This is a genomic window from Azospirillum sp., from assembly GCF_050789165.1.
In genome coordinates this window covers 40,737-53,419 of record NZ_JBOZRT010000093.1, presented here as the reverse complement: position 1 = coordinate 53,419, position 12,683 = coordinate 40,737, and the positions used below count along the sequence as shown (strand labels likewise).

Genomic DNA, 12,683 nt, shown 5'->3' with positions numbered 1-12,683 from the left:
AGCCGGCATAGACAGGGCCGGCGGCCTCTTCCGATCATGCCCCGGAGATGAAAGCACGAATCCGGCACGCCCGATGGGGGCGGGGAGCACCGCCATGACGAACCTGCGACGAATCCTGCTGGCCACCGACCTCGAACCGAAATCGGATCGGGCGATGGAGCGCGCGGTGCAGCTCGCCCGCCAGTTCGGCGCCGAATTGACCGCCCTGCACGTCGTCCATGACGGGGAGGGTCCGTACGCCCATCTGCCGCTCCACCACATCGAGGCGGAACTGCAGCGCCACCTGCTCGCGGTTCCCGGCGCCGCCGACGTCGCGATGCGGGCGGTCGCCGTGCAGGGCGGGGCGGTGGGGCCGCAGGTCGCCGGCTATGCCGGGCTGTGGCGGCCCGACTTGGTCGTGACGGGCGTCCACGCGCGCGACCGCTTGGCGGACCTGTTCCTGCCACCCACCATCGAACGGATCGCCATCGCCGACGAGACGCCCGTGTTGATCGTGCGCGACAAGCCGCGCGGTCCCTATGCCCGCGCCCTGGTTCCCGTCGATTTTTCCGAACGCTCGCGCGCCTCGGTGGAGGCCGCGCGCCGGCTGGTGAGCGACGGCAGCCTCCACGCGCTGCATGTCGCGGACCTTCCGCTTTCCCCCCGCTCCCCGATGGGGCTGCCCGCGGCCAAGGACCTTACCCACGAGTTCGCCGACGAGTTCGGCGGAATGCTGGGGGGAATGGCTCCCGGCGGTCCCGCAGTCACCCGCGAGGTGCGGATCGGCCACCCCGTCGCGGAGATCGTCCGGACGGCGCGGCACGGGCGCTACGATCTGGTGGTGATGGGATCGGCGCGGCGCGACGGCCTGATGCGCACCCTGCTGGGCAGCGTCACCCAGGACGTGCTCGCGGACGTTCCCTGCGATGTCCTGATGGCGGGCGGTCCGGTCGAGGACGATGCGCGTTGAGGGGCGTGCCCCTATCCCCTTGGACGTCCCGTCTTGCACCCCAGTTTGCTTCCGTCACGGCCGGTCGCGTCGGCCATGGGCATGAACACCGGAGATGAAGCGATGGACATGGATTGTGAACGCTTGCCGGAGCGGGCGGCTGCGCCGTGCAACACCGTTTTCGAGCCGTTCGCCGGCAACGCCGCCGAGAAGACGGTCATGGGCGACGCACTGGCCATCCGGGAGCCGCCCGATGCCGGCGCAAGGGCCTGAAAGAGGGGCCCCAGTGGAAACCGCAGACAGTCCACCGCGATGGAGACGGGGATGAGCATCCCGGAGCTTTTTTCGACGGCCAACGTCCTTCTTGACGCCGAGGCGGGCAACAAGGCGGCCCTGCTCGACCTTCTGGCGGCGGAGGCCGGACATCGGCTCGGGCTTCCCCAGCAGGAGGTTCTCGGCGCGCTTCAGGCTCGGGAGAAGATCGGCTCCACGGCGCTTGGCCGCGGCGTTGCGCTTCCCCACGCCGAGATCCGCGATGCCCCGGCCCCGCTCGTGCTGTTCGCCCGGCTTCGCCGCGCCGTCAACTTCGACGCCCGCGACGAGGAGGCGGTCGATCTCGTCTTCCTGGTGCTCTGGCCCGCCGCAGCCCGCAAGGGCCTGCTGCCCACCATGTCGGAGATCTGTCGCGCCCTGCGCGAGCCGCAGACCCTGCGCCGGCTGCGCGCCGCGGAGACGCCGGAGGACGTGGTCCGGCTCGTGCTTCAGGCGGTTCCCCCCGACGCGGCCCGGGACGACGCGCTGGACGGGGAATGACCGCCGCCGACCGCCGCGCTGCAAAGACGATCAAGTGTAGAAACGTATGCCCGACGCCCTGCTGCTCCTGACCCTCGTCGGTCTTCCCTTCCTCAGCGCGATCGGCGCCGGGCTCCTGCCGACGCACGCGCGCAACGCCGCGGCGTGGCTGGCCGGCATGACCGCCGTGGCCGGGATCGCCCTGCTGTTGGCGGCTTACCCGACGGTGGAGGCGGGCGGCGTGCTCCGCCACGAGGTCGCCTGGATGCCGTCCCTCGGGCTCAATCTCGTCCTGAGGATGGACGGCTTCGCCTGGCTGTTCGCGGGGATGGTGTCCGGCGTCGGCGTGCTCGTGATCGTCTACGCGCGGTACTACATGTCGGCCGACGATCCGGTGCCGCGCTTCTTCGCCTTCCTGCTCGCCTTCATGGGCTCCATGACGGGCGTGGTCATCGCCGGCAACCTGATCCAGATCGCCTTCTTCTGGGAGCTGACCAGCCTCTTCTCCTTCCTGCTGATCGGCTATTGGCATCATCTGGCGGCGGCTCGTGACGGCGCGCGCATGGCGCTGACCATCACCGCCACCGGCGGGCTGTGCCTGTTCGCCGGCGTGCTGGTGCTCGGCCATATCGTCGGCAGCTACGACCTCGACGCCGTGCTGGCCGCGGGCGACCGGATCCGGGCCCACCCGCTCTATCTGCCGGCGCTGGTCCTCATCCTCCTGGGCGCCCTGACCAAGAGCGCGCAGTTCCCCTTCCACTTCTGGCTGCCGCACGCCATGGCGGCGCCCACCCCGGTTTCCGCCTACCTGCATTCGGCGACGCTGGTGAAGGCGGGGGTGTTCCTGATGGCGCGGCTCTGGCCGGTGCTGGCGGGGACCGACGCCTGGTTCTGGATCGTCGGCACGGCCGGCCTCGCCACGCTGCTGATCGGCGCCTACATCGCCATCTTCCAGCATGATCTGAAGGGCCTGCTGGCCTACTCGACCATCAGCCATCTCGGGCTGATCACGCTTCTGCTCGGCCTGAACAGCGAACTCGCCATGGTGGCGGCGATCTTTCACATCATCAACCATGCAACGTTCAAAGCGTCGCTGTTCATGGCCGCGGGCATCATCGACCACGAGACCGGCACGCGCGACATCCGGCGCCTGTCCGGCCTGAACCGCTTCATGCCGTTCACCGCGCGCCTCGCCATGGTCGCGGCGGCGGCCATGGCCGGCGTGCCGCTGCTCAACGGCTTCCTGTCCAAGGAGATGTTCTTCGCCGAGGCGCTGTCGGCCGAGGGGCCGCTGCCGTTGCTCCTCGACATCCTTCCGGTCGCGGCCACGGTGGCGAGCGCCTTCAGCGTGGCGTACTCGCTGCGCTTCATCCACGGCACCTTCTTCGGCCCCGACCCGGTGGACCTACCGCTCACGCCGCACGAGCCGCCGACGTGGATGCGTTTCCCGGTGGAGATCCTGGTGCTGGCCTGCATCATCGTCGGCCTCTTCCCGGCGGCCACCGTGGGGCCGTACCTGGACATGGCGGCGCACGCCGCGTTGGGGGCGGCCACGCCGGAGTACAGTCTCGCGGTCTGGCACGGCTTCAACCGTCCCCTGCTGATGAGCTTGGTCGCCCTGGTCGCCGGCGTCTCGCTCTACCTCCTGCTCCAGCAGCATCTGAAGAAGGGCATCGAGGGGGCGCCGTTGATCGGCAGCCTGCAAGGCCAGCGCATGTTCGAGCGGGCCATGGTCTTTCTGTCCTGGCGCCTGGCACGGACCCTCGAGGGGCTGTTCGGCACCCGCCGCCTGCAACCCCAGTTGCGGCTGGTGGTGAGCGTGGCGGTCCTGGCCGCGGGCTGGACCATCTATCTGCGCGGGCTCGGCCCCGGCAACCTCACCCCTTCCGGCATCGACCCCGTGCTTGCGCTGCTCTGGGCGATCGGTGCGGTCTGCGCCCTTGGCGCCGCGTCGCAGGCCAAGTACCACCGGCTCGCCGCCCTGATCCTGCTTGGCGGCACCGGGCTGGTCACCTGCGTGACCTTCGTCTGGTTCTCGGCACCCGACCTCGCCTTGACGCAGCTGCTGGTCGAGGTCGTCACCACCATTCTCCTCCTGCTCGGGCTGCGCTGGCTGCCCAAGCGCCTGGAAGTGCCCGGCGCGCGTCCGTCGGAGGTGATCACCACGACGCGCCGCCTGCGCGATCTCGGCATTGCCGTCACCGCCGGCGTCGGCATGGCGGGGCTGGCCTTCGGCGTGATGACCCGCTTCCCGCCCGAGATCCTGGCGGAGCACTTCCTGGAGCGCGCCTACACGGAAGGCGGAGGCACCAACGTCGTCAACGTCATTCTCGTGGACTTCCGCGGCTTCGACACGCTGGGCGAGATCACCGTGCTGGGGGTGGTGGCGCTCACCGCCTATGCGCTGTTGCGGCGCTTCCGCCCGGCGCCCGACAGCGTCGACGTCCCGGAGCAGCAGCGCGACCAGAGCGCTTATGACATCTCACGACCGGGACGGCGGGAGGGCGACACCGTTGCCGACTGGCTGCTGATCCCCTCGGTGATCGCGCGCTTGCTGTTCCCGGTGATCGGCTTGGTTGCGGTGTACCTGCTGCTGCGCGGCCACGACCTTCCCGGCGGAGGCTTCGCGGCGGGCCTGACCGCGTCGATCGCGCTGATCCTGCAGTACATGCTCGGGGGCACCCAGTGGGTCGAAGCGCGCCTGCGGGTGCTTCCGCTGCGCTGGATGGGCGTCGGTCTCCTGCTGGCCACGGGCACCGGCCTGGCCGCCTGGGCGTTCGGCCGGCCCTTCCTGACGTCCTATTTCGCCTACGCGAAGTTGCCCCTCATCGGTTCGATGCCGTTGGCGAGCGCCCTGGTCTTCGACATCGGCGTCTTCGCTCTGGTCGTCGGCGCCACGATGCTGACGCTGATCGCGCTCGCCCACCAATCCGTTCGCGGTCACCGCGCCGCCGCGCCACGCCCGTCCGACGAGCCCGCCGCCCCCGCGACGGCGCCAGCCGCGACCGCGATGGGAGACGACTGATGGAACTCATCCTCGCCCTTGGGATCGGCGTGCTGACGGGGTCGGGCGTGTGGCTGTTGCTGCGGCCACGGACCTTCCAGGTGATCGTCGGCCTCGCGTTGCTTTCCTACGCCGTCAATCTGTTCATCTTTTCGACGGGCGGGCTCCGCACGGGCGCCGCACCGGTGCTCGAACGCGGAGCGGTGGGCCACCTCGCCACCAACGCCGACCCGGTGCCCCAGGCGCTGGTGCTCACCGCCATCGTCATCAGCTTCGCCACCACGGCCCTGTTCCTTGTCCTGCTGCTCGCCGCGCGCGGCCTGACCGGGACCGACCACGTGGATGGCCGGGAGAAGGACCGATGACCGGCTGGATGGACCACCTGACGATCGCGCCGATCATCGTCCCGCTTCTGGTCGGGACGCTGTTGATGCTGATCGACGAGCGGCAGCGCACGCTCAAGGCCGTCCTCGGCGTCGCGTCGGCCCTGGCGATGCTCGTCCTCGCGATCCTTCTGCTGCGGCTGGCCGACGGCGTGCCCGTGGGCGGCAGCGGCGCCGCCGTGCGTGTGTACAGGCTGGGCGACTGGCCGTCGCTCTTCGGCATCGTGCTGGTGCTGGATCGTCTTTCCGCGCTGATGCTGCTGCTGACCGCCATCATCGGGCTTGCCGCGCTGGTGTTCTCGCTGGCGCGCTGGCAGCACGCGGGGGCGCATTTCCATTCGCTGTTCCAGTTCCAGATGATGGGGCTGAACGGCGCCTTCCTGACCGGCGATCTCTTCAACCTGTTCGTGTTCTTCGAGATCATGCTGGCCGCCTCGTACGGCTTGGCGCTGCACGGCTCCGGCCTGGCCCGCGTCCGGGCCGGGCTGCATTACCTCGTGATCAACCTTGCGGCCTCCCTGCTCTTCCTGATCGGGGTGAGCATCATCTACGGCGTCTCCGGCACGCTCAACATGGCCGAGCTGGCGAACCGCGTCGCGGTCGTCGCCGGCGAGGACCGGGCGTTGCTGGAGGCGGGCGCGGCGATCCTGGGCATCGCCTTCCTGATCAAGGCGGGCATGTGGCCTCTCGGCTTCTGGTTGCCGAACACCTACTCCACCGTCGGTGCGGCCTCCGCCGGCATCATGTCGATCCTCAGCAAGGTCGGCATCTACGCCGTGCTGCGGCTGTGGCTGCTGATGTTCGGCGAGAGCGCGGGGGCCTCGGCGGGCTTCGGCGGCCCATGGCTGCTGGTCGGCGGGCTCCTGACCATCGCCTTCGGGTCCGTGGCGGTGATGGCGACGCAGAACATGGCGCGGCTGGCCGGCGCGAGCGTGCTGGTCTCCTCCGGCACTCTGCTGGCCGCGGTGGGGGCGGGACAGGTCGCGGTCACCGGGGGCGCGTTGTTCTACCTGACCAGTTCCGTCCTGGGCATCGCCGGCTTCTTCCTGCTGATCGAACTGGTCGAACGCGGTCGCGAGGTCGGCGCCGACGTGCTGGCCGTGACGCGCGAGGCGTTCGGCGGGGACGAGGAAATGGATGAGGACGACGAGGTCGGCGTCCCCATTCCGGCGACGATGGCCATCCTCGGGGCCAGCTTCATCGCGTGCGCCGTTCTCCTGGCGGGGCTGCCGCCGCTGTCGGGATTCCTCGCCAAGTTCGCCATGCTCAGCCCCTTGCTGTCCCGGGGCGGCGCCGACGTGCCGGCGACGACCTGGGCGCTGGTGGCCGCGCTGGTCCTGTCCGGGTTGGCGACGGTCGTCGCTATGACCCGCACCGGCATCGACGTCTTCTGGGCGTCGCCGGAAGGCGCCGTCCCGCGGGTGCGCGTCGTCGAATTCGCTCCGGTCATGCTGCTCCTGGCGCTGTGCGTGGCGCTCTCCGTGCAGGCTGGACCGGTGATGCGCTACATGGAGGCCACGGCCCGGTCGATGCACGCGCCGCAAGGCTACGTCGGCGGCGTGATGCCGACGCCCTGGCCGTCGAACCCGGACGGAGGCAACCGATGACGCGCTGGCTGCCGTTTCCCCTTCTGACCGCGGCGCTGCTGGGCGTGTGGCTGATTCTGAACGAGAGCGTTTCGCCGGGCACGGTCATCCTGGGCTGCGCGCTGTCGGTCGGCGCCGTCCGTGTGCTGACGGCGCTCGACCCGCCCGAGGGCCGCTTCCGGCGGCCGCTGGTGGCGCTGACGCTCGCCCTGGTGGTCCTGGGCGACATCGTCCGTTCCAACATGGCGGTCGCCCGGATCATCCTGAACCCGGCGGCTGGGAACCGGACGCCGGGCTTCGTGCGCATTCCGCTCGATCTGCGCGCGCCCTATGGCTTGGCGACGCTCGCCTGCATCATCACGGCCACGCCCGGCACGATCTGGGTGGAGTACGAGTCCGCCGGGAACAGCGTCCTCCTCCACATCCTCGACCTGGTCGATGACCAGGTGTGGATCGACACCATCAAGGACCGTTACGAGAAGCGCCTGATGGAGGTGTTCGAATGATCACGGATGTCCTGGTCTGGTCCATCTTCCTGGCGCAGATCCTCCTGGTCCTCGCCATGGCCTGCGCGGTGTTCCGCATCCTGCGGGGGCCGCGGGCGCAGGACCGCGTGCTCGGGCTCGACACCCTGTACGTCAACGCCACGATGCTGCTGCTGATCTTCGGCATCCGCACGACGAGCACGCTGTATTTCGAGGCGGCCCTGATCATCGCCCTGCTCGGGTTCGTCTCGACGGCGGCGCTCGCAAAGTTCCTCATGCGCGGAGAGGTGATCGAATGACGCACTTTGCCGAACTCCCGTCGTGGGCAGCGCTGCTGACCGCGCTGCTCCTCGTGCTCGGCGCCGCCCTGGCGTTGATCGGTTCGTTCGGGTTGCTGCGCTTCGGCAGCTTCTACGAGCGAATCCACGCGCCGACGCTGGGCTCGACGCTGGGCGTCGGCTTCGTGCTGATCGCGTCGATGCTCTTCTTCTCCGTGCTGCAATCGCGGCCCGTGCTGCACGAGGTGCTGATCACGGCCCTGATGGTCGTCACGACCCCCATCACCCTGATGCTGCTGGCGCGTGCGGCGCTGTATCGCGACCGCACCGAAGGCAACGACGATGTGCCGCCGTCGGCGTGAGGACGCCCTTGGAGGCGCCCGGCAGGCTCGACGGCGGTTGTCCGGTGCGCGCCTCGTGCACGGTTAATGCACGCTCTCCACCTTCAGTTGGCGCCACGCTCCCATGCGGTTCTTCCAGCCGATGCTCTGGCCGGCGCGCAGGCCGACCAGCGCGGCGCCCACCGGCGTCATGATGGACAGCCGATAGTGCATCACGTCTTCCTCCATGGGCCACACCAGGGTGACGGTGTGCCGCTGCTTGGTGTCGCAGTCCACGAAGGTGACGCGCGAGCCGATGGTGACGGTGGCCGGCGGCAGGTCGTCGTCCGGCACCACGCAGGCGCGGTCCAGCTCGCGTTCCAGGAACTCCGCCAGTTCGGGCAGCCGGTTCCCGGCGGCGACGGCGAGTTCCGACAGCCGCTCCTGGACGGTGTGCGTCAACGTGATGGCCGGCAACTGGCCGTGGGACGGCGTTGTGGTCATGATCCAATCCTGTGGGCAAAGAAGGGGAGCCGGCTCAGGCCGGCAGAACGCGTGCGACCGAGAGCCAGCGTTGGGTTCCGTCCGCATCGACGTAGGGCATCCGGGCGCCTTCGCGCAGGCCGAGCAGCGCCACGCCGAGGGGTGAGGCGATGGTGATCCGCCCGTCCTCGGGCGCCTGGTCCGGATACGCCAGTTCGCCCCATTCGAACGGCATGCCGTCGGCACGGCGGAACAGGACGCGGCTGCGCATGCGCACGATCATCGGGGGCAGGTCGCCCTCGGGGCGGACGATGGCACGGTTCAACTCCCCGGACAGGAGCGCCGACACCTCGGGAGCCCGCGCGGCCAACCAGTCCACGGCCCGCAGCAGACGTCCGTAGTCCGAACGCCCGATCCAGATCAGTGGTCTGTCAGCTCCCTCGGTCATGGGCACATCCTCGACTGCGCGGCGGCTGCGGTGCAGGCCAGGGCGAAGTCTCGCCCACATGCACAGCCGGGCGCCATCCGTATGATTACGGAAAATAGGGCGCACGTCCTTCAGACAGAAAATATTATTCAATTCCAACGACTTGCGTCTGCTCCGTAATGTTACGGATATTACGGTCCGGAATTTTCCCGAGTACAAGAACGGCCCTATGCCTGAGGTGCGGCAAGCGGAACCTTCCCCATGCTTGCGGTCCGCCTTCGGCGCTCCTGACCGAGACGACAAGGGACGAAACGATGGACGATCTGCTTTCGGGGGCACTGAGCCGCCTGGACGAGGCCGCGAAGCATGTGGACGTGGATTCCGAGGTCCTTGAGAAGCTGAAATATCCCAAGGAAACCCTGAGCGTCCGCCTGTCCGTGCGCATGGACGACGGGTCGCGCCGTTCGTTTCCCGCCTGGCGCTGCCGCTACGACGACACCCGCGGCCCGACCAAGGGCGGCATCCGCTTCCATCCCAGCTCCAACGTGGAGGAGGTGACCACGCTGGCGTTCTGGATGACGTTCAAGTGCGCGGTGATGAACCTGCCCTACGGCGGCGGCAAGGGCGCGGTGAAGGTGGACCCGCACAGCCTCTCCAAGTCCGAGCTGGAGCGCCTGTCCCGGGCCTACGTGCAGGCCTTCGCCGGCATGATCGGGCCCGACCGCGACATCCCCGCCCCGGACGTCTACACCAACGCCATGATCATGGGATGGATGGCTGACGAGTACAGCTCCATCGTCCGCCAGCCGAGCCCGGCCGTCATCACCGGCAAGCCCCTGCCGCTCGGCGGCTCCCTGGGGCGCGACGACGCGACGGCGCGGGGCGGCTTCTACCTGCTCAAGCATCTGGAAGCCGACCTGGGCCTGGACGGCACGGCCAAGCGCGTGGTGGTCCAGGGCTACGGCAACGCGGGCTTCCACATCGCCCGGCTGCTGCACGCGGACGGCTATCGCATCGTCGGCCTGTCGGATTCGCGGGGGGCCATCGTCTGCGAGAACGGGCTGGACCCGCACGCGGTGCAGGCGGCGAAGGAACTCGGCGGCTCGGTGACCGCCTACACCGAGGGCGGTGCGCGCGCCGTGTCCGAGACGGACCTGCTGGGCACGCCCTGCGACGTGCTGGTCCCCGCGGCCCTGGAGGACCAGATCCACAAGGACAACGCCGGCCATATCAAGGCCCGCATCGTCCTTGAACTCGCCAACGGCCCGATCACCCCGGACGCCGACCGCATCCTGGAGAAGGCGGGCGTCATCGTCCTGCCCGACATCCTGGCGAACGCCGGCGGCGTGACGGTGTCCTACTTCGAGTGGGTGCAGAACCGCCAGGGCTACTACTGGAACCTGGAGGAGATCCACGACCGCCTCCGCGCGATCATGGAGACCGAAGGGCGCCGGGTGTGGAACATGCGCACGGGCAAGGGCATCTCCATGCGCACGGCGGCCTACGCCCACGCGCTGGAGCGGCTGTCGAGCGCCATCGCCGCGCACGGCACGCAGCCGTTCTTCATCGGCTGACCGGCACTGCCCTGGGAAGGGGGCCGACGGGCTCCCTTCCGTGCAGTGGGCGAGCGCCCCCGCGCGGCGGTATAGTCCAGGCCTGTCCACCCGTTCCGCCCGAAAGACCGTCCTGGAAATGCCCCTTCCGTTCGCCAGCAGAGCCCTGGGTGCGCCGTTCCCGGCCATGCCGACCGGCCGCGACATGCTCGTGCTGTCGGTCGCCTTCCTGGCGGCCTACCTGCCCATCGACTGGCTGACCTTCATTCACGCGCGGCCGAGCCTGAACATCACCCCGTGGAATCCGCCGGCCGGGCTGTACATGGCCCTGCTGCTGTGGGCCGGGGTGCGCGGCGCGCCGATGGTCTTCGCCATGCTGGTGCTGGCCGACGTGGTGGTGCGCGGGCACCCGGCGTCGACCGCGTCGCTGCTGCTCTCGAACCTCGTCATCGTCGCCGGGTACGGCGCCGCGGCCCACATCCTGCGCCACCGGGTGTCGATCGATCTGGCGCTGAACCGGGTGCGCGACGTCGGTCGGCTGGTCGGCGTCACCTTTCTGAGCGCCGCCGCGGTGGCGCCCGCCTTCGTCGGCGTGTTCGTCCTGGACGGCGCCCTCGCGGCGGCCGACCTGCCGATGCTGGCCTTCCAGTACTGGCTGGGCGACGTGATCGCCATCGCCGTGGTCACGCCGTTCCTGCTCCTCCTCTACGGGCCGGAGCGCACGCCCGCCTGGGGGCTGCCGACGGCGCCCTCCGCGGCCCAGACGGCCGCCATCGCGGCGGCCCTGGTGATCGTCTTCCTGCCCATCGGCACTGACCAGTTCAACCTGTTCTACGTCCTGTTCCTGCCCCTGGTCTGGGTCGCCGTCTCGCACGGGCTGTCGGGAGCGGTTCTGGCCGCCCTGACCATCCAGATCGGCCTGATCGCCGGCCTGCAGGTCATCGGGTTCCCCTTGCACGCCGTCGTCTATCACCAGACCCTGATGCTGGCGCTGGCCATCACCGCCCTGTTCCTCGGCGCCCTGGTCAGCGAGCGGCGCGCGGTCGAGGCGCGGCTGCGCGAGCACGAGGCCGAACTGGCCCACGCCGCCCGGCTGGCGGTGACCGGCGAGATGGCGTCCGCCCTGGCCCATGAACTGAATCAGCCGCTGCTGGCGGCCATCAGCTACGCGCGCGCCGCTCAGCGCGTGCTGGAGGGCAGCGACCTCCCACCGCGCGCCCAGGACCTCATCGACAAGGCGGTCGGTCAGGCGGAGCGGGCCGGCGAGGTCATCCGGGGCCTGCGCACCTTCCTGCGCAAGGGCACACCGCAGCTGGCGCCAGAGCCGGCGGCCGACGTGGTGCGCGAGGCCCTGGCGCTGGTGCGGGCGGATGCCTCCTACAACCGGGTGACGCTGCGGGTCGACATGGCCGAGCCGCTGCCGCCGGTTCTGTGCGACCGCGTCCAGATCGAGCAGGTGCTCCTCAACCTCGTGCACAACAGCATCGAAGCCATCGCCGCGGCTGGCAGCCCGGTCCGCGAGGTCATCCTGCGTGTCCGGGCCGAAGCTCCCGGCGGCCTCGTCTTCGAGGTCGAGGACACCGGCCCCGGCGTCGCCGCCGACATGGTCGAGCGCCTGTATTCCCCGTTCGCGACCACCAAGTCGGCGGGCATGGGCCTCGGCCTGCCGATCTGCCGCTCCATCGTCGAAGGGCATGGCGGCTGGCTGCGGCTGGCCCGCACCTCGGCGCGCGGCTCCGTCTTCCAGGTGTTCCTCCCCGTGGCATCGGAAAGCCCGTCCGCCCCATGACCGAAGCCACCGATCCCGCCGCCGTGGAGCCCGTCGTCTTCATCATCGACGACGACGAGGCCGTGCGCGATGCCCTGGCCGCCCTGATCGAAGTGGCCGGCCTGTCCGCGCGCACCTTCGCCAGCGCGCTGGAGTTCCTGCACCGCTACGGCCCGGAGCAGCCGGGCTGCGTCGTGGCCGATCTGCGCATGCCGTTCATGGACGGCCTGGAGCTTCAGGAGGAGCTGTCGCGGCGCGGCATCAGCCTTCCGCTCATCATCATCACCGCGCACGGCGAGGTGAGTTCCGCCGTCACCGCCCTGCGGGCCGGAGCGGTCGACTTCCTGGAGAAGCCGTTCGACGACGAAGTCTTCCTGCGCCGCGTGCACGAGGCCCTGCAGCGCGACATCAACCAGCGCCGCGACCGCTCCGCGGCAGCCTGCGCCCTGGCGAAGCTGTCGCGCCTGAGCCCCCGCGAACGCGACGTCGCCGGGCTGATGGTCGAAGGCTATGCCAACAAGGCGATTGCGAACCGTCTGGGCATCGGCGTCCGCACGGTGGAAACACACCGCGCGAACATCCTCAGCAAACTCGACATACGCACGGTCCCGGAACTCCTGCGTCTCTGGATGGCTTCGTCAGGGTAGCGGTGGGGGGCCGCAGGCGCCGCGCCCGG

14 protein-coding genes are annotated in these 12,683 nt (G+C 69.7%); 12 read left to right on the top strand and 2 right to left on the bottom strand.

Annotated elements, in window-relative coordinates:
• Positions 1 to 94 precede the first annotated feature (94 nt).
• From ACRWK7_RS20325 to mnhG, 9 genes are all read left to right on the top strand, one after another.
• Positions 95 to 949 carry a universal stress protein gene (locus ACRWK7_RS20325; protein ID WP_431858095.1) on the top strand — a complete coding sequence of 285 codons (855 nt, stop codon included), beginning with the start codon at positions 95 to 97 and terminating at the stop codon, positions 947 to 949.
• 75 nt (positions 950 to 1,024) lie between these two features.
• Positions 1,025 to 1,201 (top strand): hypothetical protein, encoded by a 177-nt coding sequence (locus ACRWK7_RS20320; protein ID WP_431858094.1) that lies wholly within the window; start codon positions 1,025 to 1,027, stop codon positions 1,199 to 1,201.
• Positions 1,202 to 1,252: 51 nt separating this feature from the next.
• A complete protein-coding gene (locus ACRWK7_RS20315; protein ID WP_431858093.1) occupies positions 1,253 to 1,741 on the top strand; it encodes a PTS sugar transporter subunit IIA in 489 nt (162 codons plus the stop codon).
• Between the two features lie 46 nt (positions 1,742 to 1,787).
• On the top strand, positions 1,788 to 4,745 hold the full coding sequence (locus ACRWK7_RS20310; protein ID WP_431858092.1) for a monovalent cation/H+ antiporter subunit A: 2,958 nt from the start codon (positions 1,788 to 1,790) through the stop codon (positions 4,743 to 4,745).
• Positions 4,745 to 5,089 carry a Na+/H+ antiporter subunit C gene (locus ACRWK7_RS20305; RefSeq protein WP_431858091.1) on the top strand — a complete coding sequence of 115 codons (345 nt, stop codon included), beginning with the start codon at positions 4,745 to 4,747 and terminating at the stop codon, positions 5,087 to 5,089. Before ACRWK7_RS20310 ends, ACRWK7_RS20305 begins: the two co-directional genes overlap by 1 nt.
• Complete coding sequence (locus ACRWK7_RS20300; RefSeq protein ID WP_431858090.1) at positions 5,086 to 6,714, top strand: monovalent cation/H+ antiporter subunit D; 1,629 nt, start codon at positions 5,086 to 5,088, stop codon at positions 6,712 to 6,714. The genes ACRWK7_RS20305 and ACRWK7_RS20300 overlap by 4 nt, the downstream gene beginning before the upstream one ends.
• Complete coding sequence (locus ACRWK7_RS20295) at positions 6,711 to 7,199, top strand: Na+/H+ antiporter subunit E (RefSeq protein WP_431858089.1); 489 nt, start codon at positions 6,711 to 6,713, stop codon at positions 7,197 to 7,199. The genes ACRWK7_RS20300 and ACRWK7_RS20295 overlap by 4 nt, the downstream gene beginning before the upstream one ends.
• Positions 7,196 to 7,477, top strand: coding sequence for a K+/H+ antiporter subunit F (locus ACRWK7_RS20290; RefSeq protein WP_431858088.1), 282 nt, complete (start codon positions 7,196 to 7,198; stop codon positions 7,475 to 7,477). The genes ACRWK7_RS20295 and ACRWK7_RS20290 overlap by 4 nt, the downstream gene beginning before the upstream one ends.
• Positions 7,474 to 7,818, top strand: coding sequence for a monovalent cation/H(+) antiporter subunit G (gene mnhG, locus ACRWK7_RS20285; protein ID WP_431858087.1), 345 nt, complete (start codon positions 7,474 to 7,476; stop codon positions 7,816 to 7,818). Before ACRWK7_RS20290 ends, mnhG begins: the two co-directional genes overlap by 4 nt.
• A 63-nt stretch (positions 7,819 to 7,881) precedes the next feature.
• Here mnhG and rnk read toward each other — a convergent pair whose 3' ends face one another.
• Positions 7,882 to 8,280: a nucleoside diphosphate kinase regulator gene (gene rnk / locus ACRWK7_RS20280; protein ID WP_431858086.1), complete on the bottom strand. Its 399-nt coding sequence runs from the start codon at positions 8,278 to 8,280 to the stop codon at positions 7,882 to 7,884.
• 34 nt (positions 8,281 to 8,314) lie between these two features.
• Positions 8,315 to 8,707, bottom strand: coding sequence for a GreA/GreB family elongation factor (locus ACRWK7_RS20275; RefSeq protein ID WP_431858085.1), 393 nt, complete (start codon positions 8,705 to 8,707; stop codon positions 8,315 to 8,317).
• 293 nt (positions 8,708 to 9,000) lie between these two features.
• On the opposite strand from ACRWK7_RS20275, the gene ACRWK7_RS20270 reads away from it, so the two are divergent.
• The 3 genes from ACRWK7_RS20270 (at position 9,001) to ACRWK7_RS20260 (ending at position 12,654) form a co-directional block, all read left to right on the top strand.
• Positions 9,001 to 10,260, top strand: coding sequence for a Glu/Leu/Phe/Val family dehydrogenase (locus tag ACRWK7_RS20270; RefSeq protein ID WP_431858084.1), 1,260 nt, complete (start codon positions 9,001 to 9,003; stop codon positions 10,258 to 10,260).
• A gap of 118 nt (positions 10,261 to 10,378) precedes the next feature.
• Positions 10,379 to 12,028 carry an ATP-binding protein gene (locus ACRWK7_RS20265; RefSeq protein ID WP_431858083.1) on the top strand — a complete coding sequence of 550 codons (1,650 nt, stop codon included), beginning with the start codon at positions 10,379 to 10,381 and terminating at the stop codon, positions 12,026 to 12,028.
• Positions 12,025 to 12,654 (top strand): response regulator transcription factor, encoded by a 630-nt coding sequence (locus ACRWK7_RS20260; protein WP_431858082.1) that lies wholly within the window; start codon positions 12,025 to 12,027, stop codon positions 12,652 to 12,654. The genes ACRWK7_RS20265 and ACRWK7_RS20260 overlap by 4 nt, the downstream gene beginning before the upstream one ends.
• Positions 12,655 to 12,683 lie beyond the last annotated feature (29 nt).

What these genes read in the sequence shown, in the direction of transcription:
- ACRWK7_RS20315 (WP_431858093.1), top strand. Translation starts at nt 1,253, where the DNA reads ATGAGCATCCCGGAGCTTTTTTCGACGGCCAACGTCCTTCTTGACGCC.
- ACRWK7_RS20300 (WP_431858090.1), top strand. Translation starts at nt 5,086, where the DNA reads ATGACCGGCTGGATGGACCACCTGACGATCGCGCCGATCATCGTCCCG.
- ACRWK7_RS20290 (WP_431858088.1), top strand. Translation starts at nt 7,196, where the DNA reads ATGATCACGGATGTCCTGGTCTGGTCCATCTTCCTGGCGCAGATCCTC.
- ACRWK7_RS20305 (WP_431858091.1), top strand. Translation starts at nt 4,745, where the DNA reads ATGGAACTCATCCTCGCCCTTGGGATCGGCGTGCTGACGGGGTCGGGC.
- rnk (WP_431858086.1), bottom strand. Translation starts at nt 8,280, where the DNA reads ATGACCACAACGCCGTCCCACGGCCAGTTGCCGGCCATCACGTTGACG.
- ACRWK7_RS20295 (WP_431858089.1), top strand. Translation starts at nt 6,711, where the DNA reads ATGACGCGCTGGCTGCCGTTTCCCCTTCTGACCGCGGCGCTGCTGGGC.
- ACRWK7_RS20265 (WP_431858083.1), top strand. Translation starts at nt 10,379, where the DNA reads ATGCCCCTTCCGTTCGCCAGCAGAGCCCTGGGTGCGCCGTTCCCGGCC.
- ACRWK7_RS20275 (WP_431858085.1), bottom strand. Translation starts at nt 8,707, where the DNA reads ATGACCGAGGGAGCTGACAGACCACTGATCTGGATCGGGCGTTCGGAC.
- ACRWK7_RS20310 (WP_431858092.1), top strand. Translation starts at nt 1,788, where the DNA reads ATGCCCGACGCCCTGCTGCTCCTGACCCTCGTCGGTCTTCCCTTCCTC.
- ACRWK7_RS20320 (WP_431858094.1), top strand. Translation starts at nt 1,025, where the DNA reads ATGGGCATGAACACCGGAGATGAAGCGATGGACATGGATTGTGAACGC.
- ACRWK7_RS20325 (WP_431858095.1), top strand. Translation starts at nt 95, where the DNA reads ATGACGAACCTGCGACGAATCCTGCTGGCCACCGACCTCGAACCGAAA.
- mnhG (WP_431858087.1), top strand. Translation starts at nt 7,474, where the DNA reads ATGACGCACTTTGCCGAACTCCCGTCGTGGGCAGCGCTGCTGACCGCG.
- ACRWK7_RS20270 (WP_431858084.1), top strand. Translation starts at nt 9,001, where the DNA reads ATGGACGATCTGCTTTCGGGGGCACTGAGCCGCCTGGACGAGGCCGCG.
- ACRWK7_RS20260 (WP_431858082.1), top strand. Translation starts at nt 12,025, where the DNA reads ATGACCGAAGCCACCGATCCCGCCGCCGTGGAGCCCGTCGTCTTCATC.